General features: G+C 60.1%; 21 protein-coding genes. 6 read left to right on the top strand and 15 right to left on the bottom strand.

Annotated features, from left to right (window positions below; translation table 11 throughout):
* Nucleotides 1-36: 36 nt before the first annotated feature.
* Together tpiA and ACJ8HA_RS22250 are read right to left on the bottom strand one after the other, a co-directional pair.
* Entirely contained in the window at nt 37-804 is a 768-nt protein-coding gene (gene tpiA, locus ACJ8HA_RS22245; RefSeq protein ID WP_004931113.1) for a triose-phosphate isomerase, read from the bottom strand.
* A gap of 127 nt (nt 805-931) precedes the next feature.
* Nucleotides 932-1,516 carry a DUF1454 family protein gene (locus tag ACJ8HA_RS22250; protein WP_060435280.1) on the bottom strand — a complete coding sequence of 195 codons (585 nt, stop codon included), beginning with the start codon at nt 1,514-1,516 and terminating at the stop codon, nt 932-934.
* A 199-nt stretch (nt 1,517-1,715) separates the two neighbouring features.
* Here ACJ8HA_RS22250 and ACJ8HA_RS22255 point away from each other — a divergent pair, with 199 nt between their 5' ends.
* On the top strand, nt 1,716-2,135 hold the full coding sequence (locus tag ACJ8HA_RS22255; protein WP_043140990.1) for a DUF805 domain-containing protein: 420 nt from the start codon (nt 1,716-1,718) through the stop codon (nt 2,133-2,135).
* Between the two features lie 11 nt (nt 2,136-2,146).
* Here the strand turns inward: ACJ8HA_RS22255 and fpr are convergent, their stop codons facing one another.
* Together fpr and ACJ8HA_RS22265 are read right to left on the bottom strand one after the other, a co-directional pair.
* Nucleotides 2,147-2,893: a ferredoxin--NADP(+) reductase gene (fpr, locus tag ACJ8HA_RS22260; protein WP_043140987.1), complete on the bottom strand. Its 747-nt coding sequence runs from the start codon at nt 2,891-2,893 to the stop codon at nt 2,147-2,149.
* Nucleotides 2,894-2,896: 3 nt separating this feature from the next.
* Nucleotides 2,897-3,508 (bottom strand): helix-turn-helix transcriptional regulator, encoded by a 612-nt coding sequence (locus ACJ8HA_RS22265; protein WP_043140982.1) that lies wholly within the window; start codon nt 3,506-3,508, stop codon nt 2,897-2,899.
* A 297-nt stretch (nt 3,509-3,805) separates the two neighbouring features.
* On the opposite strand from ACJ8HA_RS22265, the gene emrD reads away from it, so the two are divergent.
* Nucleotides 3,806-4,990 carry a multidrug efflux MFS transporter EmrD gene (gene emrD / locus ACJ8HA_RS22270; RefSeq protein ID WP_025304666.1) on the top strand — a complete coding sequence of 395 codons (1,185 nt, stop codon included), beginning with the start codon at nt 3,806-3,808 and terminating at the stop codon, nt 4,988-4,990.
* Nucleotides 4,991-5,184: 194 nt separating this feature from the next.
* Here the strand turns inward: emrD and glpX are convergent, their stop codons facing one another.
* The 3 genes from glpX to ACJ8HA_RS22285 all read right to left on the bottom strand — a co-directional run bounded on the left by glpX (nt 5,185) and on the right by ACJ8HA_RS22285 (nt 8,722).
* Complete coding sequence (glpX, locus tag ACJ8HA_RS22275) at nt 5,185-6,195, bottom strand: class II fructose-bisphosphatase (protein WP_025304665.1); 1,011 nt, start codon at nt 6,193-6,195, stop codon at nt 5,185-5,187.
* 130 nt (nt 6,196-6,325) lie between these two features.
* A complete protein-coding gene (gene glpK / locus ACJ8HA_RS22280; RefSeq protein ID WP_025304664.1) occupies nt 6,326-7,834 on the bottom strand; it encodes a glycerol kinase GlpK in 1,509 nt (502 codons plus the stop codon).
* Nucleotides 7,835-7,876: 42 nt separating this feature from the next.
* On the bottom strand, nt 7,877-8,722 hold the full coding sequence (locus ACJ8HA_RS22285) for an MIP/aquaporin family protein (protein WP_004931095.1): 846 nt from the start codon (nt 8,720-8,722) through the stop codon (nt 7,877-7,879).
* Nucleotides 8,723-9,246: 524 nt separating this feature from the next.
* Between ACJ8HA_RS22285 and zapB the strand changes: the two genes are divergently transcribed.
* The gene (zapB, locus tag ACJ8HA_RS22290) at nt 9,247-9,486 is read left to right on the top strand and encodes a septal ring assembly protein ZapB (protein WP_004931092.1); all 240 of its coding nucleotides are present in this window, start codon (nt 9,247-9,249) and stop codon (nt 9,484-9,486) included.
* A gap of 60 nt (nt 9,487-9,546) precedes the next feature.
* On the opposite strand, the gene rraA is transcribed toward zapB, so the two are convergent.
* From rraA to priA, 7 genes are all read right to left on the bottom strand, one after another.
* Nucleotides 9,547-10,032, bottom strand: a complete 486-nt coding sequence (gene rraA, locus ACJ8HA_RS22295; RefSeq protein ID WP_004931090.1) for a ribonuclease E activity regulator RraA — start codon at nt 10,030-10,032, stop codon at nt 9,547-9,549.
* A gap of 75 nt (nt 10,033-10,107) precedes the next feature.
* Entirely contained in the window at nt 10,108-11,025 is a 918-nt protein-coding gene (locus ACJ8HA_RS22300; protein ID WP_015379416.1) for a 1,4-dihydroxy-2-naphthoate polyprenyltransferase, read from the bottom strand.
* A gap of 96 nt (nt 11,026-11,121) precedes the next feature.
* Nucleotides 11,122-12,456, bottom strand: a complete 1,335-nt coding sequence (gene hslU / locus ACJ8HA_RS22305) for an HslU--HslV peptidase ATPase subunit (protein ID WP_025304663.1) — start codon at nt 12,454-12,456, stop codon at nt 11,122-11,124.
* 12 nt (nt 12,457-12,468) lie between these two features.
* A complete protein-coding gene (gene hslV, locus ACJ8HA_RS22310) occupies nt 12,469-12,999 on the bottom strand; it encodes an ATP-dependent protease subunit HslV (RefSeq protein ID WP_004931085.1) in 531 nt (176 codons plus the stop codon).
* 102 nt (nt 13,000-13,101) lie between these two features.
* Complete coding sequence (gene ftsN / locus ACJ8HA_RS22315; protein ID WP_025304662.1) at nt 13,102-14,037, bottom strand: cell division protein FtsN; 936 nt, start codon at nt 14,035-14,037, stop codon at nt 13,102-13,104.
* Nucleotides 14,038-14,102: 65 nt separating this feature from the next.
* A complete protein-coding gene (gene cytR / locus ACJ8HA_RS22320; RefSeq protein WP_025304661.1) occupies nt 14,103-15,131 on the bottom strand; it encodes a DNA-binding transcriptional regulator CytR in 1,029 nt (342 codons plus the stop codon).
* 291 nt (nt 15,132-15,422) lie between these two features.
* On the bottom strand, nt 15,423-17,618 hold the full coding sequence (priA, locus tag ACJ8HA_RS22325) for a primosomal protein N' (RefSeq protein ID WP_049205326.1): 2,196 nt from the start codon (nt 17,616-17,618) through the stop codon (nt 15,423-15,425).
* 200 nt (nt 17,619-17,818) lie between these two features.
* Here priA and rpmE point away from each other — a divergent pair, with 200 nt between their 5' ends.
* Nucleotides 17,819-18,034: a 50S ribosomal protein L31 gene (gene rpmE / locus ACJ8HA_RS22330; RefSeq protein WP_004931078.1), complete on the top strand. Its 216-nt coding sequence runs from the start codon at nt 17,819-17,821 to the stop codon at nt 18,032-18,034.
* Between the two features lie 77 nt (nt 18,035-18,111).
* On the opposite strand, the gene metJ is transcribed toward rpmE, so the two are convergent.
* Entirely contained in the window at nt 18,112-18,429 is a 318-nt protein-coding gene (gene metJ, locus ACJ8HA_RS22335; protein WP_006317756.1) for a met regulon transcriptional regulator MetJ, read from the bottom strand.
* Nucleotides 18,430-18,733: 304 nt separating this feature from the next.
* Between metJ and metB the strand changes: the two genes are divergently transcribed.
* Both metB and ACJ8HA_RS22345 read left to right on the top strand, forming a co-directional pair.
* Nucleotides 18,734-19,894 (top strand): cystathionine gamma-synthase, encoded by a 1,161-nt coding sequence (metB, locus tag ACJ8HA_RS22340; RefSeq protein WP_025304659.1) that lies wholly within the window; start codon nt 18,734-18,736, stop codon nt 19,892-19,894.
* 2 nt (nt 19,895-19,896) lie between these two features.
* Entirely contained in the window at nt 19,897-22,332 is a 2,436-nt protein-coding gene (locus ACJ8HA_RS22345; protein WP_043140969.1) for a bifunctional aspartate kinase/homoserine dehydrogenase II, read from the top strand.
* Nucleotides 22,333-22,514 lie beyond the last annotated feature (182 nt).

Raw genomic sequence — 22,514 nt, forward strand, 5'->3', positions numbered from 1 at the left:
GCAAGCCGGGGTTTTTTTATGGCAAGCCTAGGGCAATCAGGCTTTTTTTGCTGCGGCAGCGGCTTTGACGATCACGGCGAAAGCGTCGGCTTTCAGCGAGGCGCCGCCCACCAGCGCGCCGTCGATGTCCGGCTGGGAGAACAGCTCTGCGGCGTTCTTGTCGTTCACCGAACCGCCGTACTGGATGATGATTTCAGCGGCAACCGCGGCATCGTGTTTGGCGATGTGATCGCGGATAAATTTGTGCACGGCCTGTGCCTGTGCAGGGGTCGCGGATTTGCCGGTACCGATGGCCCAGACCGGCTCATAGGCGATCACGGTGCCTTTCATCGCCGGTGCGCCCAGGGTTTTCAGCACGGCGTCGATCTGGCGCGCGCACACTTCTTCAGTTTTGCCCGCGGCGTTTTCCGCTTCGGTTTCACCGATGCACAGTACCGGGATCAGGCCGGCTTCTTTCAGCACGGCGAATTTCTCGGCGATCACTTCGTCGCTTTCTTTGTGGTAGGTACGACGCTCGGAGTGGCCGATGATGATGTACTGGGCACCGACGTCTTTCAGCATGTTGGCGGAAACTTCACCGGTGAAGGCGCCGGACAGGTTAACGTCCACGTTCTGCGCGCCCAGCGCGATGCGGCTGCCGGCCAGCGCGTGCTTGGCCTGATCCAGATACATCACCGGCGGGGCGATGGCGACGCCACAGCCGTCAACGCTGCTCAGCTCATTGCGCAGACCGGCGATCAGTTCGTTGACCATGTGAGTGCTGCCGTTAAGCTTCCAGTTACCCATAACTAATGGATGACGCATGTTTTTTCCTCCAACTAGGGAACGCGAGAGTCGAAATGACAACTGCCGGACCGGCAGTTTACCTGCCCAACAGTATAGAGATCATTAAGCGCGAAGGCTTTGCTTTTCGTCATTAAATGCCGCGCCGTTACGGCTCGGAAAGCGCTAGCTTAATCGGTTCAACCGCGAAGGTTACGCCTTTATCGCCGTTGTCTGAGACGACATAGCGAATGGCGCCGACCTGCTGTTGGTAAAAGCGCGATCCTTTGCCTTTTTCCAGCAGGCTGTTCACCTTGTTCTGGCTCTGCTCCACCGTCAACGCCGGTTCGAACTGGCGCATCAGCGCCGCCATGTAGCTGATGGCGATGGCGCGCGCGGCTTTTTCTTCATTGGCCTGCTGCAGCGGCAGATGAGTGATCTGCAACGTTTTGATTTTACCGGTGCCTTTCTCCAGCGCGGTGGAGGCATACAGGTTTTCGTTGAGTTTGCTGGCGGCGCGCGTCAGCAGCGGCGAATCGTCTTCGGTGGCCGGAATGGCGCGGAATTCGCCAATCGGCAGCTTCGGGTTGTCGCGATTGTATTTTTCGCGGAATTTGACCACCGTCAGATCGAACGTCGGCGCCCCGGCCAGCAGGTAAGGTGCGGCGGGTGCTGCATCGGCGGGCGGCGGATCGGCCCAGGCGCTGGCGGCGGCCTGCAACAGGCAGGCGATGACGAGGGTTTTTCTCAGCATGGCGTATGGCATCAAGGACAAAGATGGCTCCGATTAAAGCGATAACTCGCGGGCCTTGTCAAAGATCCCACGCCATTATCGGTTCGCTGACGAGAAAGCTGTGCGGCGCACCGCGTTATGCGAGGCGGAAAACTCGGCCCGGCAGCGCCTATGTTACACTGCGGCGCAGAATATGGGCAGGCTTAGAGCGCAGGAATCGATGACGTTACAACAGTGGTGTTTTTCTTTTAAGGGTCGCATCGGGCGGCGCGACTTCTGGATCTGGATGGGGCTGTGGTTGGTGCTGATGGCGGCGGCGTTTACGCTGGCCAATTATCAGCTGATCGCCATCCAATCCATCGCCTTCTTTATCGTGGCGCTGCTGTGGCCGACGGCGGCGGTGCTGGTCAAACGCCTGCACGATCGCAACAAGGCCGGCTGGTGGGCGCTGCTGCTGATCCTGGCGTGGATGCTGGCGGCAGGGAACTGGCAGATGCTGGCGCCGATCTGGCAATGGGGCGTCGGACGTTTCATTCCGACGCTGATTATCGTGATGATGATGATCGATCTGGGTGCCTTCGTCGGCACGCCGGGGAGCAATCGGTTCGGCCCGGAAGCCGAACCGGTGAAGTTCCGCTGACCCTCGCCGGGTTACCAGTAGTGCTCGCTGGTGATGTGGCCCGGTTTGCGGCGCAGGTGTTTGCGCATTTGGCGGTGGTCTTTCAGCGTTTGCTGGGTGTCCCGCACCATTTGCGGGTTGCCGCACAGCATCACGTGGCTGGTTTCGGCGTCGATGGTCAAGCCGGTCGCCGCTTCCAGCCGGCCGTCCTCGATCAGCGCCGGCACGCGGCCGGTCAGTGAGCCGGGCGTTTCTTCGCGGCTGACGACGGTCTGGATGCGCAGCTTGCCGTTGTAGCGTTGCTGCAGTTGCTGCATCAGCGGCAGGTAGCTCAGGTCGCGCGCGAAACGCGCGGCGTGCACCAGCACCAGGTTGTTAAAGCGCTCCAGTCCGATGCCCTGCTGCAGAATCGATAAATAGGGGCCGATGGCGGTGCCGGTCGCCAGCATCCACAGCGTGTCGCAATCGGGCACTTCGTCCAGCACGAAGAAGCCGGCCGCTTCTTTGGTCACCATTACATCCGACCCCGGCCGTAGCTGATTGAGGCGCGGGCTCAGTTTGCCTTCCGGCACCGTCACCAGATAGAACTCCAGGTTGGCGTCGTCGGGGGCATTGACGTAGGAGTAGGCGCGTTGCACCCGTTCGCCGTCGATCTCCAGCGCCAGTTTGGCGAATTGCCCGGCGGTGAAAGGATCGATGGGGGCATTGACCACCAGGCTGAACAGCCCGTCGGTCCATTGTTTTACCTGCGTAACTTTGCCGTTTACCCATTCAGCCATACTCTAAAGCTCCCGTGGTCGAATCAAATAAGCACAATGTCGTGAGCCGGAAATGGCGTGCGCGGTGCGCTCTACCCGGTAGTTGTTGCCGAACAGGCGATGAAACAGCTGCAGTTCGGAATTGCACAGGCTGCTGCAGTTGGAACCGGCCACGCCGATCGGACAGTGGTTTTCCACCAGTAGCGCACCGTGCGGATGGTCGAGCAATTCTGCCATGTAACCGTCGTGTTGCCGCAGACGCACTAGGCGGGTTAACCGGTCCTGATGGCTGCGTTCGGCGGACAGCTCTTCGGTGTAACGCAGATAAAGCTGCTCTTCGCGCGCGCTGAGCAACGGTTCCACGCCGGCGCCGCCAAACAGCTGCAGCGCGGATGCCCGCAGCCGCTCCTGATCGGCGGCCACATAGGCGTGCCCCCGTTCGGTCAGCGACCAGTAGCGCGTCGGGCGGCCGACCTTGCTGCGCGCTTCTTCGTAACAAACCAACTCACGTTTTTCCAGGGATTGCAGATGTTGTCGGATGCCCATCGGCGTGATGTCCAGACGCTCCGCCAGCATTTTGGCCGAGTGCGGGCCGAGAGCCTTTAACTGCAATAAAATCAGCTCAGGTGTTTTCATGAACCAAATCCCTATGGTGTTATTTTATTTCAAGTTGATGAAAATAATTATCGATTAAATGCTAAAGCCCGGCTACTGCAAGGGCGCTATTTTTAACTCCAAAGCGTTAGACGTACAGTTTAATTTACGAGCCTGGTCGGGTTTGCTGCCAGTGTGACCTGGATCAATATCTGCCTGAAACTCGCTAAAAAAATCAGATTTGATTAGTTTATGCCGCCATAGAGGGCTGCTCGCCGTTCTGGCTGCTGCAACGGCCATACCGGGACGCTGTGACGAGTTGAAACGTTAACGAAGATAATGAGAAAACTAGAGAATTTTCACCTGCTGGTGATGCTTATCCTGTTGGTTGCCGTCGGCCAGATGGCGCAAACCATTTATGTTCCCGTGATTGCTGATATCGCCCACGATCTGTCGGTTCGTACCGGCGCCGTGCAACGGGTGATGGCGGCGTATCTGCTAACCTACGGTTTCTCCCAGCTGATTTACGGGCCAATATCGGATCGTATTGGGCGTCGTCCGGTGATCCTGACGGGTATGATGATCTTCCTGGTTGGCGCGCTGGGCGCGTTGCTGTCCACCAACCTGACGATGCTGGTCGCCGCCAGCGCCATCCAGGGGATGGGCACCGGCGTGGCGGGCGTGATGGCGCGCACCATGCCGCGCGATCTGTATGCCGGCACCGCGCTGCGCTATGCCAACAGCCTGCTGAACATGGGGATTTTGGTCAGTCCGCTGCTGGCGCCGGTGATCGGCGGCGCGCTGGCAATGGTGTTCGGCTGGCGCGCCTGTTACGCCTTCCTGCTGGCGCTGTGCGCCTGCGTCGCCTTCGCGATGTTCCGATGGTTGCCGGAAACCCGCCCGGTGCAAACTGAAAAACGCCGCATGCTGGCCAGTTTCCGCCAGCTGCTGAGCGACAGCACCTTCAGTTGCTATCTGGTGATGCTGATCGGCGCGCTGGCGGGGATTGCGGTATTTGAAGCCAGCTGCGGCGTGTTGATGGGTGGCGTGTTGGGGCTGAGCGGCCTGACCGTCAGCATCCTGTTCATTCTGCCGATCCCGGCGGCGTTTTTCGGTGCCTGGTACGCCGGGCGCGACGGCAAAACCTTCCACACCCTGATGTGGCATTCGGTGCTGAGCTGTCTATTGGCGGGAGCGATGATGTGGATCCCGGGCTGGTTCGGCGTGATGAATATCTGGACGCTGATCGTGCCGGCTGCATTGTTCTTCTTCGGCGCCGGCATGCTGTTCCCGCTGGCGACCACCGGGGCGATGGAGCCGTTCCCTTACCTGGCCGGCGCGGCGGGCGCGTTGGTGGGCGGTATGCAGAACATGGGGTCCGGTCTGGCGACCTGGCTTTCCGCCATGCTGCCGCAAACCGGGCAGTTCAGCCTCGGATTGCTGATGTTCGCGATGGCGCTGTTGATCCTGCTGTGCTGGTGGCCGCTGTCCAACCGGATGCAGCATCAGGGACACACCGCATAACGACAGGGCGCCATTCGGCGCCCTCATACCGTTGACAAAAGGGAGAAAAAGCGTGGTTTTTCTCCCCTTCGTGGCTATTAGCCGAAAATCAATAAATTGATTTTCCTTGTTTTCTATTCGCTGCTCTCTGCCAACCCGGCAAGGGCATGAGGTTTGCCATCAATCATCAGGGCGCCATTCGGCGCCCTGTTTCGTTACAGCAGAAACTCGTGCAGCGCCGGGTCTTTGCGATCCAGATAGTGGGTTGAACGGATGCGGCGGATGGTGCGCGACTTGCCGCGGATCAGCAGGGTTTCGGTTGTGGCCATGTTGCCCTGGCGGCTGATGCCCTCCAGCAGATCGCCCTTGGTGATGCCGGTGGCGGAGAAGATCACGTTGTCGTTGCGCGCCATCTGATCCAGACGCAGCGCCTGACCGGCTTCGATACCCATTTCCCGGCAGCGCGCCAGCTCCTGTTCGCCGATGCGGCGGTTTTCGGCGCTGTCGCCTTTCACCTTATGGCGCGGCAGCAAACGCGCCTGCATGTCGCCGTCCAGCGCGCGGATCACTGCGGCTGAGATCACCCCTTCCGGCGCGCCGCCGATGCCGTACATCACATCGACCTCGCTTTCCGGCATGCAGGTGAGAATGGAGGCCGCCACGTCGCCGTCAGGAATGGCGAATACCCGCACGCCCAGCTGCTGCATCTGCGCGATGACGCCGTCGTGGCGCGGTTTGGCCAACACGATGACCGTCAGCTGTGACAGCGGTTTGCTCAGCCGCGCGGCGACGTTCCGCAGGTTCTCCGCCAGCGGCAGATTGAGATCGATGGCGCCGCGCGCCGCCGGGCCGACCACCAGCTTCTCCATGTACATGTCCGGCGCGTGCAGGAAGGTGCCGCGATCGCCCACCGCCAAGACCGCCAGCGCGTTGGATTGGCCCATGGCGGTCATGCGGGTGCCTTCGATCGGATCAACAGCGATGTCGACCGCGTCGCCCTGGCCGCTGCCGACCTGTTCGCCGATATACAGCATCGGCGCTTCGTCGATCTCGCCTTCGCCGATCACGATGCGCCCATCGATGTCCACTTTGTTGAGCATGATGCGCATGGCGTGGACCGCCGCACCGTCGGCGGCGTTCTTGTCGCCGCGTCCCAGCCATTTGTAGCCCGCCAGCGCAGCGGCTTCGGTAACGCGGGAAAATTCGATGGCTAATTCACGTTTCATGGCAAACCTGTCTGTGAGAAAGGGAAGAAAATATCGGCAAAGTCTATCACAGCGCGGCGCCGGCGGGGCGGGGCAAAAAAAAGCGCCGCCCGCAGGCAGCGCAATTTGGGGGGTAACGGCAAGGCTGGGTTTAGTCGTGATCTTCCCACGCCTGCGCGCGTGCCACCGCTTTTTTCCAGCCGCTGTAGCGGTAGTTGCGTTCGGTGGTTTCGATGCTTGGGCGGAATTCACGCTCAATCACCGCTTTGCTCTTCACCTCATCCAGATCGTTCCAGTAGCCGATGGCCAGGCCCGCCAGGAACGCGGCGCCCAACGCCGTCGATTCACGCACTTCAGGGCGCTCTACGCGGGTGCCGAGGATATCGGACTGGAACTGCATCAGGAAGTTGTTGGCGACCGCGCCGCCGTCCACGCGCAGCGATTGCAGGCGGGTGTTGGCGTCGGCCTGCATGGCGTCCAGCACGTCGCGAGTCTGGAAGGCGATGGATTCCAGCGTGGCGCGGATGATGTGGTTGCTGTTGGCGCCGCGGGTCAGGCCAAAGATGGCGCCGCGGGCATACGGATCCCAGTAGGGCGCGCCCAGGCCGGTGAAGGCCGGCACCACGTAGACGCCGTTGCTGTCTTTCACTTTGGTGGCGAAATATTCGGAGTCGGCGGCGTCGCTGATCAGTTTCAGCTCGTCGCGCAGCCACTGGATAGACGCACCGCCGATGAACACCGCGCCTTCCAGCGCATAGTTCACTTCGCCGCGTGGGCCGCAGGCGATGGTGGTCAGCAGGCCGTTTTTCGAACGCACCGCTTCTTTGCCGGTGTTCATCAGCAGGAAGCAGCCGGTGCCGTAGGTGTTCTTCGCCATGCCCGGTTGAACGCACAGCTGGCCGTACAATGCCGCTTGCTGGTCACCGGCGATACCGGCGATAGGAATACGCGTGCCGCCCTTACCGCCGATGTTGGTCTGGCCGTACACCTCGGAGGAAGGACGGACTTTCGGCAGCATGGCGCGCGGGATATCCAGCACTTCCAGCATGCGCTCGTCCCAGTCCAGCTCGTGGATGTTGAACATCATGGTACGTGAGGCGTTGGTGTAATCGGTGACGTGTACGCGCCCCTGGGTCATCTTCCACACCAGCCAGGTATCGACGGTGCCGAACAGCAGTTCGCCGCGTTTGGCGCGCTCGCGGGCGCCTTCGACGTTGTCCAGGATCCACTTCACCTTGGTGCCGGAGAAGTACGGGTCAACCACCAGGCCGGTGTTGTGACGGATGTACTCTTCCAGGCCGTCGCGCTTGAGCTTCTCACAGATATCGGCGGTGCGGCGGCACTGCCAGACGATGGCGTTGTAGACAGGCTTGCCGGTCTCTTTTTCCCAGACGATGGTGGTTTCGCGCTGGTTGGTGATGCCGATGCCGGCGATCTGATCGGAATTGATGTCGGCTTTCGCCAGCACTTCTACCAGCGTCGAGCTTTGCGACGCCCAGATTTCCATCGGGTCGTGCTCAACCCAGCCGGCCTTTGGATAGATCTGCGGGAATTCGCGCTGCGATACCGCAACGATGTTGGCGTCGTGATCGAGCACGACGGCGCGTGAGCTGGTGGTCCCTTGGTCGAGTGCGACAATGTATTTTTTTTCTACAGTCATGGTAATTATCCTGCTGTTGTTAACCGTGTAAAACTGCACCCATCACGCTTTGCGCTGCTGGGTCTTGGCGTCGGGCTCTTCTTCCGTCACGCAGACGTCGCACGGCAGGTGGCGGCCAATCAGCGCGCGGTAACCGAAAGCGCCCAGGCCACAGCCGACGATAGGAGCGAAGATCGGCACCAGGAAGTATGGGATGTCGCGTGCGCCGGTGAAGGCGACTTTGCCCCAGCCGGCCAGGTAGGCGAACAGTTTCGGGCCGAAGTCACGCGCCGGGTTCAACGCAAAGCCGGTCAATGGTCCCATGGAGGCGCCGATCACGGCAATCAGAATACCGATCAGCAGCGGTGCCAGCGGGCCGCGCGGAATGCCGTTGCCGTCGTCGGTCAGCGCCAGGATCAGGCACATCAGGATTGCCGCGATCACCATTTCTACCAGGAAGGCCTGGCCGACGGAGATGTGCGCGTTAGGGTAAGTCGAGAAGATGCCGGCCAGTTCGAGGCTTTCGTTGCTGCCGCGCACCATGTGGTGCGCCGCTTCGAAGTCGAAGAACAGGTTGTAGTACAGCCCGTAAACCAGGGCGGCGGCGCAGAAGGCGCCGGCGATCTGCGCAATGATGTAAGGCACCACTTTGCGCCCGTCGAAGCAGGCGAACAGCCACAGGGCGAGGGTGACCGCCGGGTTGAGATGCGCGCCGGAAATGGCGGCGGTCAGATAGATGGCCATGGCGACGCCGAGGCCCCAAATGATGCTGATTTCCCACTGGCCGAAGCTGGCGCCCGCCAGTTTCAGTGCGGCAACGCAGCCTACGCCAAAGAAGATCAGCAGCGCCGTGCCGAGGAACTCGGCGATGCACTGGCCTTTTAATGTCGGACTGGTGGTTTGGCTCATAATGTTGGTGTCCTGCAAAACGGCGGTTGTTGGTTTATAGGCTCAGTTGGGTAGAGATCCGGCCTATGGGCACAGTTTTTTTCATCTCGTCCAATTATTGAATGAGGACGTGATGTAAATTTATCGTTAACGAACATAAACGAGAAATAGCGAAATCAAAATGTGTGTGGCGCGTCATAAAATTGAGCGATTTCGCGTCGTTTAGTGTTCTTTCTGAGCCATAAAAGTGTGATCTGACCAGTGGTTTGGTGAGGGTTGTTAACAACTCGCGGCGATGATGGTGGGGATTTTCAGTTTTTACTGATGGTGAGGGCAGGAAAATTGCAACAGACTGCGCGATGATCCGGTATGTTGCTAGACAGGCGGAGACTGGCTACTTACAATCGTTTTTAACGAATCGAGACTGGCGCGCCTTCCGTAACGGCGCGCGTCACTGAGCGCGATGCAATATTCGCAGTAGCTGCAGCCGACGTTGCGGCCGCTACTTATAGATGTACGCCTTGCTATCATGAGGGGACTGAAGCATGTCATTTGAAGTATTTGAGAAACTGGAAGCAAAAGTACAGCAGGCGATTGATACCATCACCTTGTTGCAGATGGAAATTGAAGAGCTGAAAGACAAAAACAACTCTCTGTCGCAGGAAGTTCAGGCTGCCTCCGGCAACCACGAAGCGCTGGTGCGCGAAAACCAACAGCTGAAAGAAGAACAGCACGTATGGCAAGATCGCCTGCGCGCGCTGCTGGGCAAAATGGAAGAGGTCTGATTCCTCACGCCATGCAGCAACGAAAAGGGCGCCTCAGGCGCCCTTTTTCATGTCCGAAAATCACTCGATGTCGAGCGGGTCTTCGGAGAGGATGATGCCGGTGTTGTCGGCATACAGGTGATCGCCGGAGAAGAAGGTGACGCCACCGAAGTTGACGCGGATATCGCTTTCGCCCACGCCTTCGCTTACGGCACCCGCCGGGATCGCCGCCATCGCCTGAATGCCGATGTCGAGTTCTTCCAGATCGTCCACCTGGCGCACCGCGCCGTACACCACGATGCCTTCCCATTCGTTCTGGGCGGCCAGGCGCGCCAGTTCGGCGTTGATCAGCGCCCGGCGAACCGAACCGCCGCCGTCGACCAACAGCACGCGGCCGCGGCCGTTTTCTTCAAGCAGATCGAATAACAGGCCGTTATCCTCAAAGCATTTCACCGTGGTGATCTGCCCGCCAAATGAAGTACGCCCGCCAAAATTGGAGAACAGAGGTTCAACAACGTTCACCTCTTCATGATAGATGTCGCAAAGTTCGGAAGTATCGTATTTCATAGGATTTTACGTCTGTTTGCCGCAGGAATGTTCAGTATATCCCTTTATTCGCCCTGTTGGCAAAATCATCAGTTTTTAACTGAGCGCCACGCCGATGGCGAACAGCAGGTTGGCCAGCAACGCCGCCTTGACCATGTGCTCTAGCATCGGCCGCATACCGACCGGCGTCGGATCGCGCAGCACGCGCAGGCCGTGGCGCACCAGCAGCGGGATCGCCAGCACGAACAGCCAACCCCACGGACTGTGGAGGTTGAACAGCGTAAACAGCGCGAAACACAGCACCGCGCCGCCGAGCAGCAGGGCATGGTAAATGCGCGCCTTGTGCGGGCCGAGACGCACCGCCAGCGTATTCTTGCCGTTTTCGCGATCGCTCTCGATATCGCGCAGATTGTTGATGTTGAGCACCGCCGTCGCCAGCAGGCCGCAGGCGGTGGCCGGCAGCATCACGACGCTGTCGAAGGTGTGCGTTTGCAAATAGTAGGTGCCGGCCACGCTCAGCCAGCCGAAGAACACCAGCACCGAGATGTCGCCCAGCCCCAAATACCCGTAGGGTTTGTTGCCGACGGTGTAAGTGATCGCCGCCACGATAGACAGCCCGCCCAGCACCAGGAAGCCCACCACGTCGCTGGGTTGCTCGCAGGCGACGGCGATCAGCGAACAGCCGGCGAGGGCGATCAGCACCACCGTCACCACCAGCGCCCGCTTCATCTGCGCCTGGGTGATCATGCCTTTTTGCATGCCGCGCAATGGCCCGATGCGATCTTCTTTGTCGCTGCCTTTGACCGCATCGCCGTAGTCGTTCGCCAGGTTGGAGAGGATCTGCAGTAGACCGGCGGTCAACAGCGCCAGCAGCGCCACTTCAGGTTTCAGGCTGCCGTGCCAGGCGGCGATCGCCGAGCCGACCACGATGGAGGCAAAGGCCAACGGCAGGGTGCGGGGGCGTAGACTTTCCAGCCAGGCGGAAATCGGGGTGGTGGAGGTTGATGAGCTCATGTTTCGCTTCTGTCAGTAAGTTGCGGTGTCCGTTAGAAATAATTGTGGGAGGCAATGCCTCCCACACAGATGACTGACAAGACAATGATTGAGCGATTATAGGATAAAACGACTCAAATCTTCATCCGCCACCAGTTCATCCAGATGACTGCGCACGTAATCCGCATCAATTGTAATGGATTGGCCATTAATTTCACTCGCATCGTAGGAAATATCTTCCATCAGACGCTCCAGCACGGTGTGCAGACGACGCGCGCCGATGTTCTCGGTGCTTTCGTTGACCTGCCACGCGGCTTCGGCGATGCGGCGGATGCCGTCGGCGGTGAACTCGATATTGACGCCTTCGGTGCCCATCAGCGCTTTGTACTGTTCGGTCAGCGATGCGCTCGGCTCGGTCAGGATGCGCTCGAAGTCTTCGGTAGTCAGCGCCTGCAGCTCAACGCGGATCGGCAGACGGCCCTGTAGTTCTGGGATCAGATCCGACGGGTTGGCGGTCTGGAACGCACCGGAAGCGATGAACAGGATGTGGTCGGTCTTCACCATACCGTGCTTGGTGGATACGGTGCAGCCTTCCACCAGCGGCAGCAGATCGCGTTGCACGCCTTCGCGCGAGACGTCCGGGCCGGAGCTCTGGCCGCCGCGCTTACAGATTTTGTCGATCTCATCGATAAACACGATGCCGTGCTGTTCAACCGCTTCGATCGCCTGCTCTTTCAGCTCTTCCGGGTTCACCAGCTTGGCGGCTTCTTCTTCCACCAGCAGCTTGAAGGCTTCTTTGATCTTCACCTTACGCGGTTTTTGCTTCTGTCCACCGAGGTTCTGGAACATCGACTGCAGCTGGTTGGTCATCTCTTCCATGCCCGGAGGCGCCATGATTTCCACGCCCATCGGCGCCGCGGCCAGATCGATTTCGATCTCTTTGTCGTCCAGCTGGCCTTCGCGCAGCTTCTTGCGGAATGCCTGGCGGGCGGCGGACGGCTCCTGATGCTCTTCCGGCTGGCCCCAGTTGTTCTTGGCCGGCGGGATCAGCACGTCGAGAATGCGCTCTTCGGCCAACTCTTCGGCACGGGTGCGGTTTTTCTCGATCGACTGCATACGCACCATTTTGATGGCGGCATCGGTCAGATCGCGGATGATGGAGTCCACTTCTTTGCCCACATAGCCCACTTCGGTGAACTTGGTGGCTTCAACCTTGATGAACGGCGCGTTGGCCAGCTTCGCCAGACGACGGGCGATTTCGGTTTTACCGACGCCGGTCGGGCCGATCATCAGAATGTTTTTCGGGGTCACTTCGTGGCGCAGCATCTCGTTGAGCTGCATCCGGCGCCAGCGGTTGCGCAGGGCAATGGCGACAGCGCGTTTGGCCTTGTTTTGGCCAATGATATAGCTGTCCAGTTCGCTGACGATCTCGCGCGGGGTCATTTCAGACATGGTATTCGATCCTTACGCTTTGGAAGGCAATTCTTCAATGGTGTGGAAATGGTTGGTGTAAATACAGATGTCACCGGCGATGTTGAGGGATTTCTCAACGATATCGCGAGCGCTCAGCTCGGTATTTTCCAACATGGCGCGGGCGGCGGCCTGAGCGTAAGGGCCGCCGGAACCGATGGCGATCAGATCGTTTTCCGGCTGCACCACATCGCCGTTGCCGGTGATGATCAGCGAAGCGGTTTCATCAGCGACTGCCAGCAGCGCTTCGAGCTTGCGCAACATGCGGTCGGTGCGCCAATCTTTCGCCAGCTCGACGGCGGCTTTCACCAGGTGGCCCTGATGCATTTCCAGTTTGCGTTCAAACAGTTCAAACAGCGTGAAGGCGTCAGCGGTGCCACCGGCGAAACCGGCGATCACTTTGTCGTTATACAGGCGACGCACTTTCTTGACGTTACCCTTCATCACCGTATTACCCAGGGTTGCCTGGCCATCACCACCGATGACGACCTGGCCGTTGCGGCGTACGCTTACAATTGTTGTCACGAGCAGACCCTCGTTAAAGACGGAAAGAAGTCCCCGCAGCGCCTGCTTTCGCAGACGCTACGAGGCATATTGAGAGTATAGATGGGGGGGGATTGACGCTTTTCAACCCCCAACGGAGAGGGGAATGCAACTCGACATGCCGACGCCCTTCAGGCGTGAAAGGGTTTTATCCGCTGCTGCGCGGCTGCTGTAGGGGCCGAGCACCACGCGATTCCAGCCGCCGCCGGCGGTGATGCGGCTCTCGATGCCTTCGAACGCCAGGCGTGCACGCACGGATTCAGCCTGATCGGTGGCGCGGAACGAACCGCATTGCACCATCCACTTCTGTTTCGATTCCGGCTTGGTTTCCTGCTTGGCCGTTTCCTGTTTCACTTCCGGTTTCGGCTCCGGCTTCGGTTGCGGCTTCGGCTCAGGCTGTTTCGCCTGCACCGGCGGTGGGGTGATCGGCTTCGGTTGCTGGTGCTGCTGCACCGGCGCGGTGGTGGCTCCGTTGTTGAACGGGTTGCGCGGCGCCTGGGTAACCTGCTGCTGTTGCTGTACCGGCTGCTGTTGCATTTGCTGTTGTTGCATCTGCTGCTGCTGGCGGTTACTGCGCGCGTTGACCTGGCCCGGATCGTTATACGGCACTTCGTTCAGCTGCGTCGGGCGCTGCTGCATGTCGGCCTGCATCTGCTCCAGCAACTGCCGCTGTTCGGCGGTCAGCTGAGTTTTGGAATTGAGCTCGCCGCCGGCCGTCGGTTCGGTCGGTGTTTGCACGCCGATCTGCCGGTTTTCCAGCTCTTTGATGTAGCGCCAGCGCTCTTCCGGCTTCGGCGGCAGGCCGTTGCCGGGGCGCGTGGTGTGCGCAGGCAACAACGGCGCGTCTTCCGGCTTGTTGTGGGTAATGAAATAGAGGCCACCGACAAAGATAACCAGCAACGCGGCGGCTAACGCCAGCACGGTTTTGGAAACCTTCGGAGAACTGCGTTTTTTACGGCTGGGGGTTTTACGCTTAGCTCCTGCTGCGCGCCCACGGCTTACATAGTCTTTTTGTGCCACTATTATTCCGCTGTGTCCTGATGAGAGGATAAGTCCGTCATGTTACTGAACCCTAAAATATTTGACTAGCGTTTCGGGGCAGCGGTGCTGCCTCTGATAATCAATTCACTGTCCAACAGCCGGGAGCCGCTGGCCACCGTCTGGCCGTTCAACTGCTCCAACAGCAATAACATCGCCTGTTGGCCTATCTGGAAACGCGGTTGCGCCACCGTGGTCAGCGGCGGATCGCAATATTGCGCCAGCTTGAGGTCGTCAAAGCCGACGATCGACAGATCCTGCGGTACCCGCAGCCCCATTTTCTTCGCCTGGGACAGCACGCCGATTGCCATGACATCGCTGTGGCAGAACACCGCCGTCGGCGGTTTCGGCTGAGCCATCAACTGGGTCAGCGCTTGCGCGCCGGCTTCGTAGGTAAAATCACCCCGGGTAATATAGCTGCTTTCGACGGTAATGCCATTACGACGTAACGCTTGAACGTAACCCTGTAGCCGATAATGGCTCAGCGGCATCTGTTCCGGCCCGGCGACGCAGGCGATCTGCCGGTGGCCCAGTTGATGCAAATAATGCACGGCTTCAAAGGCGGCGGTCAGGTTGTCGATATGCACCGTCGGCAGTTCCAGCTCGGGCGCGAACTCGTTGGCCATCACCATCGGCGGCAGGTTGCGCTGCTCTTCCTTGCTGGCGTCGAACGGCAGGTTAGAGCCCAGCAGCAGCATGCCGTCGATCTGTTTGGTGATGATCAGATTGACGAAGGTGCGTTCTTGCTGGTTTTGCTGCGCGCAGTCGCCGATCAGCACCAGATAGCCTTGTTGGGCGGCGGTCTGTTCGATCCCCTGGATCACATCGGCGAAAAACGGATCGCAGATGTCGGGCACGATCACCAGGATAGTGCGAGATTCGTTGCGTTTGATATTGCGTGACAGAGCATGAGGAGAATAACCCACGGCCAGCACGGCCTGTTCTACTTTCTGGCGCGTTGGCGTCGACACCTTTTCCGGGTTCATCAGCGCACGCGATACGGTAGCCGTTGAAACGCCCGCCATTTCGGCGACGTCTTTCATGGTCGCCATGGATAACTCTTTCTTGTGTTCCAACGCCTTTCTCCTTGCGTCAGCCCCATGCCGACGCCACTACTGCTGTTTGCTCACAATGTCCGGCATGCGGTGGCGGGATTGTTGTCATTGAGCGCCACTCGCGTTCGGGCACTCCGTCGCGCTGCGATGTGGCGACAAAATTTGCCCTCGCAGACATTCTAAACAGAATACGCCCCGCCTTTGTTACCTAATTTGCATAAAAAATGTGACCTGAGAAGGTTTTTTAGCGTTCGCTCGCAATTTCAAGGGTAAACGTTTGCACTGCCGCAGCTAAATCGGACTTTTCCGGGATCAGCTGTCGATCGGATCGACATCCAGCGTCCATTTCACCTTGCGCGTTTGCGGCAGAGTGCCGATCAGCGGCAGCGAGCTTTTCATCAGCTGTTGCAGGACGCGCCGCGTCGGATGTTGCAGCAACAGCTGCCAGCGGAAACGGCCGCCGCGTTTCGACTGCAGCGCCGGCACCGGGCCCATCACCCACAGCGAGTCGTCCTTCAGCGGGCTGGCTTCCAACAGATTGCGCAGCTGCTGCAAGAACAACGGGGCCTGCTGGTTGTCGTGATCTTCGGCGCGCACGATGATGTGGCTGGTGTAAGGCGGCAGAAACACGCTGTTGCGCTCCGCCAGCGTCTGTTTGGCGAAGGCGTCGTAACCCTGTTGCAGCAGCACCTGCAGCAGCGGGTGCTCCGGATGGTGGGTTTGCAGCAGCACTTCACCCTGTTTGCCCGCGCGGCCGGCACGCCCGGAGACCTGGGTATACAGCTGAGCGAAACGCTCGGCGGAGCGGAAGTCGGCGGAGAACAGCGCGCCGTCCACGTCCAGCAACGCCACCAGCGTGACGTCGGGAAAATGGTGGCCTTTGGCGAGCATCTGTGTGCCGATCAGAATGCGCGCTTCGCCGCGATGAATATCCGCCAGGTGTTGCTCCAGCGATCCTTTGCGGCTGGTGGTGTCACGATCGATGCGGGTGATCGGCGTGTCGGGGAACAGCGGCGCCAGCTCATGCTCCAGCTGTTCGGTGCCGACGCCGACCGACACCAGATGGGTGGAGCCGCACTGTGGGCACTGGTGCGGCACCGGTCGCTGGCTGTCGCAGTGGTGGCAGCGCAGCTGACGCTGATGCTGGTGGAAGGTGTAGTAGTGATCGCAGCGCTGGCACTCGGCGATCCAACCGCACTCGTGGCACAGCAGCGCCGGGGCGTAACCGCGGCGGTTGAGGAACAGCATCACCTGGTTGCCGGCTTTTAAATGGTGCTGCATGCTTTTCAAAAGCGGTTGCGACAGGCCGACCTTCAGCGGCAGCCCTTTCAGATCGATCAGGTGCTGCGCCGCCGGTTTGGCGTTGCCCGCGCGCTGGGTGAGCTTCAACTGGCGATATTTGCCCAGTTGCACGTTGTGCAGCGTTTCCAGTGCCGGCGTGGCGGAGCCCATCACCATCGGGATGTCTTCTTCCCGGGCGCGGAACACCGCCAGATCGCGGGCGTGGTAGCGCCAGCCTTCCTGCTGTTTATAAGAGCTGTCGTGCTCTTCGTCGATGATGATCACGCCCAACTGCCGGAATGGCGTGAACAGCGCCGAACGGGTGCCGATGACGATGGCGGCTTCGCCGCTGCGCGCGCGCAGCCAAACCGCCAGCCGCTCGCTGTCGTTCAGTCCGGAGTGCAGCACGTCCACCGGCGCGTTGAAGCGCTCGCGAAAGCGGGCGATGGTTTGCGGCGTCAGGCCGATTTCCGGCACCAGCACCAGCGCCTGTCGGCCTTTGGCCAGTACGTTTTCCAGCACGCTGAGGTACACCTCGGTCTTGCCGGAGCCGGTCACCCCGGCCAGCAGCCAGGCGGCGAACTGCTCATCCTCGCTTCTGATCGCCCCGACGGCGGTAGCCTGTTCGGTGTTCAGCCGCAGCCGCTCGCCGAGCACCGCGAAGTTGGGGCGCCAGTCGTGCGTATCCGCGACCTGAGCGCGCAGATCGATCAGCCCTTTGGCGCGCAGCGCCTGCAGGGCGCTTTCCGTCAGCTCCAGCTGGCTTACCTGATGGCGATAGACCGGGCGTTGCAGCAGCGCCGCCAGCGCCTGCTGCTGTTTCGGCGCGCGTTTCAGGCTTTCGGGCGGGGTGGCGCGCCCCTCTTCGGTGGCGAACCACTGCCACAGCGGCGCGGCTTCGGCCGGTTTGCCTTGCCGCAGCAGGATCGGCAGCGCGTGAAACAGCACTTCGCCGATGGGGTAGTGATAGTAATCGCTGGCCCAGCGCAGGATGCGCCACAGGCTGGGGGAGAACAGCGACTCGGCGTCTATCACGCTGTCGATCGGTTTGAGCTTATCCAGCGGCAGTTCGCTGGTGTCGCTGCAGCCGGTGACGATGCCGATCGCATGCTGCCTGCCCCAGGGCACGCCCACGCGCGCGCCGGCCACCGGCTGCATGCCGGGCGGCAGCAGATAGTCGAAGGTGCGGGCGAGGGGGACCGGCAAGGCAACGTGTACGACGGGCATGATCTCATCCAAATTGAAAAAAAGTGGGCATCAGTTTACACGGCGCATCGGCAAATGTACGGTTCCGATTGCGCGCCTCGGCTAATGCTGTATAATTTGCCGCCTTTGGTATAATTCGATACCAAAATTCTATTATCAACCACGTGTGGTGTCTGGCGAAACAGGGCTGGATAGCGACACGGCCTTAACTGAGGTTTCCCATGAAACAAGGTATCCACCCAAAATACGAAGAAGTTACTGCTAACTGCTCTTGCGGTAACGTGATGAAGATCCGCTCCACCGTGGGCCACGATCTGAACCTGGACGTTTGTGGCGCATGCCACCCGTTCTACACTGGCAAGCAGCGTGACGTTGCTACCGGTGGCCGCGTTGACCGCTTCAACAAGCGTTTCAGCGTACCAGGCGCTAAGAAATAAGATTTCTTATCGTCCGATGAAAAAGGCGCCTTGGGCGCCTTTTTTCGTTTCTGCCGCCGGCGTTCGCCGGGCGGTTCTCAATATTCCCAGGTATCGGGATCGACACCCAGTTCGCGCATCAACACTTTTGCGGCTTCCGGGATTTCATCGCTGCGCTCTTTGCGCAGGTCTTCATCGTTCGGCAGCGGCTGGCCGGTAAAGGCATGCAGAAACGCTTCGCACAGCAGTTCGCTGTTGGTGGCGTGGCGCAGGTTGTTCACCTGGCGACGGGTCCGTTCGTCGGTGAGGATTTTCAGGACCTTCAGCGGAATGGATACCGTGATCTTTTTGACTTGCTCGCTTTTTTTACCGTGTTCAGCGTAAGGGCTGACATACTCGCCGTTCCACTCAGCCATGGGACACCTTAACTTTGTCAGAAAAATTACAAAATTCTAAAAACCGGCCAATTATGCCCGATCTTCACTGTTCTCACTAAATAAATGTCAATTTTACGCGACCAGGGTCACTGAATGCCCCGCTTCGGTCAGGCATTGCCGCTTAACATCTTATCGTCATGTCATATCGGCATAATTTTAGCGGGTATTGTGTCATTGCTCAATCTATACGCAAAGAAGTTTAGATGTCCAGATGTATTGACGTCTATCAATCCTGCGATTACTCTTTAGGCCTCATTCACCGAACCGAGAGCCGAGCGAGACCATGACGCGTAAACCAGCCACGATTGCCGTACGCAGCGGCCTGAACGATGACGAACAGTACGGCTGCGTCGTCCCGCCGATTCATCTGTCCAGCACCTATAACTTTACCGACTTCAACCAACCCCGAGCCCATGACTACTCGCGCCGCGGCAACCCCACGCGCGACGTGGTGCAACGTGCGTTGGCGGAGCTGGAAGGCGGTGCCGGCGCGGTGATGACCGGCAGCGGGATGTCGGCGATCCATCTGGTGACCACTGTGCTGCTGAAGCCCGGCGATCTGCTGGTGGCGCCGCACGACTGCTACGGCGGCAGCTATCGGTTGTTCGACAGCCTGAGCAAGCGCGGCGCCTATCGCGTGCTGTTCGTCGATCAGGGTAATGAAGCCGCCCTGCAGCAGGCGCTGGCGCAAAAGCCGAAGCTGGTGCTGATTGAAAGCCCCAGCAATCCGCTGCTGCGGGTGGTGGATATCGCGGCGATCTGCGCCGCCGCGCACGCGGCGGGCGCGTTGACGGTGGTGGACAACACCTTCCTCAGCCCGGCCCTGCAACAGCCGATCGAACTCGGTGCCGATCTGGTGGTCCATTCTTGCACCAAATACCTGAATGGGCATTCGGACGTGGTGGCCGGCGCGGTGATTGCCAAAGATCCCGAGCTGGCGGTCGAATTGGCTTGGTGGGCGAACAATATCGGTGTAACCGGCGGTGCGTTCGACAGCTATCTGCTGCTGCGCGGCATGCGCACGCTGTCGCCGCGCATCAAGGCGGCGCAGCAAAACGCCGAAGCGATTGTCGGTTATTTACAGCAGCAACCGCTGGTGAAAAAGCTGTATCATCCCTCCCTGCCGGAAAATCCGGGGCATGAGATCGCCCGCCGGCAGCAGCGTGGTTTCGGCGCGATGCTGAGTTTTGAACTGGACGGCGATGAAGCGGTGCTGCGCCGTTTTCTCTCTGCCCTTGAGCTGTTTACTCTGGCAGAATCGCTGGGCGGCGTAGAAAGCCTGATCTCGCATGCAGCGACCATGACCCACGCCGGCATGGCGGCGGAGGCGCGGGCAGCGGCCGGCATCTCCGAGAGCCTGCTGCGCATTTCCGTGGGTATTGAAGACAGTGAAGATTTGATTGCCGATCTGGAACGCGCTTTCCAGGCGGCGGCAACGAGGTAAGCATGAATGCAATTGCTGTAGCAGGGCCGGTGAGCGGGCGTCAACTGCACAAGTTTGGCGGCAGCAGTCTGGCGGATGTGAAGTGTTATCTGCGTGTGGCCGGGATTATGGCGGAATACAGCCAGCCGGGCGACATGATGGTGGTATCGGCCGCCGGCAGTACCACCAACCAGTTGATCAACTGGCTGAAGCTCAGCCAGAGCGATCGCCTGTCTGCGCACCAGGTGCAGCAGACGTTGCGTCGTTATCACAGCGATCTTATCAGCGGCCTGTTGCCGCCGGAAAGCGCCGAGCCGCTGATCGCCGAGTTCATTCAGGATCTGGAACGTCTGGCGGTGCTGCTGGACGGTAAAGCTGACGAGGTGTGCTATGCCGAAGTGGTCGGGCACGGCGAGATCTGGTCGGCGCGCCTGATGGCGGCGGTGCTCAACCACCTGGATATGCAGGCGGCCTGGCTGGATGCGCGTGATTTCCTGCGCGCCGAACGCGCCGCGCAGCCGCAGGTGGATGAAGGCCGTTCTTATCCGCTGCTGCAGCAATTGTTGGCTCAACATCCGGGCAAGCGCCTGGTGGTGACCGGCTTCATTTCGCGCAACGACGCCGGGGAAACCGTGCTGTTGGGGCGCAACGGCAGTGATTACTCCGCCACTCAGGTCGGCGCGTTGGCCGGCGCTGCGCGCGTCACCATCTGGAGCGACGTGGCCGGGGTATACAGCGCCGATCCGCGCAAGGTGAAAGACGCCTGCCTGCTGCCGCTGCTGCGCCTGGACGAAGCCAGCGAGCTGGCACGCCTGGCGGCACCGGTATTGCATACCCGCACCCTGCAGCCGGTCTCCGGCAGCGATATCGATCTTCAGCTGCGCTGCAGCTACCAGCCGGAGCAGGGCTCGACGCGCATCGAGCGCGTATTGGCGTCCGGCACCGGCGCCAAGATTGTCACCAGCCACGATGACGTGTGCCTGATTGAGCTGCACGTCGCCGCTCAGCATGACTTCAAACTGGCGCAGAAAGAGTTGGATCTGGTGCTCAAACGCGCGCAGATCAAACCGCTGGCGGTGGGCATCCATCCTGACCGCAATCGGGTGCAGCTGTGCTACACCTCCGAGGTGGTCAACAGCGCACTGGCGATCCTGCAGGCCTCGGCGCTGCCGGGTGAACTGCATCTGCGTGAAGGGTTGGCGCTGGTGGCGATGGTCGGCGCCGGGGTATGCAAGAACCCGCTGCACAGCCACCGTTTCTATCAGCAGCTGAAAGATCAGCCGGTCGAATTTATCTGGCAGGCGGAAGATGGCATCAGCCTGGTGGCGGTATTGCGCCAGGGGCCGACCGCGCTGCTGATTCAGGGGCTGCACCAAAGCCTGTTCCGCGCCGAGAAGCGCATCGGTCTGGTGCTGTTCGGCAAGGGCAACATCGGGTCGCGCTGGCTGGAGCTGTTCGCCCGTGAACAGACCAATATCTCCGCGCGCAGCGGCTTCGAATTTATCCTGGCGGGGGTGGTGGACAGCCGCCGCAGCCTGCTGAACTATGACGGGCTGGACGCCAGCCGCGCACTGGCATTCTTTGAGGACGAAGCGCAGGAGCTGGATGAAGAATCGCTGTTCCTGTGGATGCGCGCGCACCCGTTCGACGATCTGGTGGTGCTCGACGTGACCGCCAGCGAAGAGCTGGCCGGGCAGTATCTGGATTTCGCCAGCTACGGTTTTCACGTGATCAGCGCCAACAAGTTGGCGGGGGCCTCGTGCAGCGACAGCTATCGCCAAATACGCGACGCCTTCGCCAAAACCGGCCGCCACTGGCTGTATAACGCCACCGTCGGCGCCGGCCTGCCGGTCAACCACACGGTGCGCGATCTGCGCGACAGCGGCGACAGCATTCTGGCGATCAGCGGCATCTTCTCCGGCACGCTCTCCTGGCTGTTCCTGCAATATGACGGCACGGTGCCGTTCACCGAGCTGGTGGATCAGGCCTGGCAGCAGGGGCTGACCGAACCGGATCCGCGGGTCGATCTCTCCGGCCAGGACGTGATGCGCAAGCTGGTGATCCTGGCGCGCGAGGCGGGCTACGACATCGAACCGAACCAGGTGCGGGTCGAGTCGCTGGTGCCGGCGGGCTGCGAGCTGGGCTCCGTCGATCAGTTCTTCGAGAACGGTGAGGCGCTGAATCAGCAGATGCAGCAGCGCTTTGAGGCCGCCAGCGAAATGGGCCTGGTGCTGCGTCACGTGGCGCGTTTCGACGCCAACGGCAAGGCGCGGGTCGGTGTGGAGGCGGTGCGCCCTGAGCACCCGCTGGCCTCGCTGCTGCCGTGCGACAACGTGTTTGCCATCGAAAGCCGCTGGTATCGCGATAATCCGCTGGTGATCCGCGGGCCGGGCGCCGGCCGCGATGTGACCGCCGGCGCTATCCAGTCAGACCTTAACCGTTTGGCGCAGCTGCTTTAATCCTCTGCGGGCGCGGGCTCACCGCGCCCCTTTGCTTTTCCTGCCATACTTATCTTTGCCGCGATCATGAAATTCCCTCGTTGAGCGGGTGAGGATTAATCATCTTATTCCCCTCATTTTCCTGTTGACTCTTTAGCCAACATGCGGCATTTTCTATCTAGACGTCTAAACGTATAGACGCT

Origin of the sequence: Serratia sp. CY33802 (assembly GCF_052169095.1) — a bacterium.
Lineage (GTDB): Bacteria > Pseudomonadota > Gammaproteobacteria > Enterobacterales > Enterobacteriaceae > Serratia > Serratia bockelmannii.

Bases quoted from the DNA above. Each gene is read 5' to 3' on its own strand.
- tpiA (WP_004931113.1), bottom strand. From the start codon at position 804: ATGCGTCATCCATTAGTTATGGGTAACTGGAAGCTTAACGGCAGCACT.
- ACJ8HA_RS22250 (WP_060435280.1), bottom strand. From the start codon at position 1,516: ATGCTGAGAAAAACCCTCGTCATCGCCTGCCTGTTGCAGGCCGCCGCC.
- ACJ8HA_RS22255 (WP_043140990.1), top strand. From the start codon at position 1,716: ATGACGTTACAACAGTGGTGTTTTTCTTTTAAGGGTCGCATCGGGCGG.
- fpr (WP_043140987.1), bottom strand. From the start codon at position 2,893: ATGGCTGAATGGGTAAACGGCAAAGTTACGCAGGTAAAACAATGGACC.
- ACJ8HA_RS22265 (WP_043140982.1), bottom strand. From the start codon at position 3,508: ATGAAAACACCTGAGCTGATTTTATTGCAGTTAAAGGCTCTCGGCCCG.
- emrD (WP_025304666.1), top strand. From the start codon at position 3,806: ATGAGAAAACTAGAGAATTTTCACCTGCTGGTGATGCTTATCCTGTTG.
- glpX (WP_025304665.1), bottom strand. From the start codon at position 6,195: ATGAAACGTGAATTAGCCATCGAATTTTCCCGCGTTACCGAAGCCGCT.
- glpK (WP_025304664.1), bottom strand. From the start codon at position 7,834: ATGACTGTAGAAAAAAAATACATTGTCGCACTCGACCAAGGGACCACC.
- ACJ8HA_RS22285 (WP_004931095.1), bottom strand. From the start codon at position 8,722: ATGAGCCAAACCACCAGTCCGACATTAAAAGGCCAGTGCATCGCCGAG.
- zapB (WP_004931092.1), top strand. From the start codon at position 9,247: ATGTCATTTGAAGTATTTGAGAAACTGGAAGCAAAAGTACAGCAGGCG.
- rraA (WP_004931090.1), bottom strand. From the start codon at position 10,032: ATGAAATACGATACTTCCGAACTTTGCGACATCTATCATGAAGAGGTG.
- ACJ8HA_RS22300 (WP_015379416.1), bottom strand. From the start codon at position 11,025: ATGAGCTCATCAACCTCCACCACCCCGATTTCCGCCTGGCTGGAAAGT.
- hslU (WP_025304663.1), bottom strand. From the start codon at position 12,456: ATGTCTGAAATGACCCCGCGCGAGATCGTCAGCGAACTGGACAGCTAT.
- priA (WP_049205326.1), bottom strand. From the start codon at position 17,618: ATGCCCGTCGTACACGTTGCCTTGCCGGTCCCCCTCGCCCGCACCTTC.
- rpmE (WP_004931078.1), top strand. From the start codon at position 17,819: ATGAAACAAGGTATCCACCCAAAATACGAAGAAGTTACTGCTAACTGC.
- metJ (WP_006317756.1), bottom strand. From the start codon at position 18,429: ATGGCTGAGTGGAACGGCGAGTATGTCAGCCCTTACGCTGAACACGGT.
- metB (WP_025304659.1), top strand. From the start codon at position 18,734: ATGACGCGTAAACCAGCCACGATTGCCGTACGCAGCGGCCTGAACGAT.
- ACJ8HA_RS22345 (WP_043140969.1), top strand. From the start codon at position 19,897: ATGAATGCAATTGCTGTAGCAGGGCCGGTGAGCGGGCGTCAACTGCAC.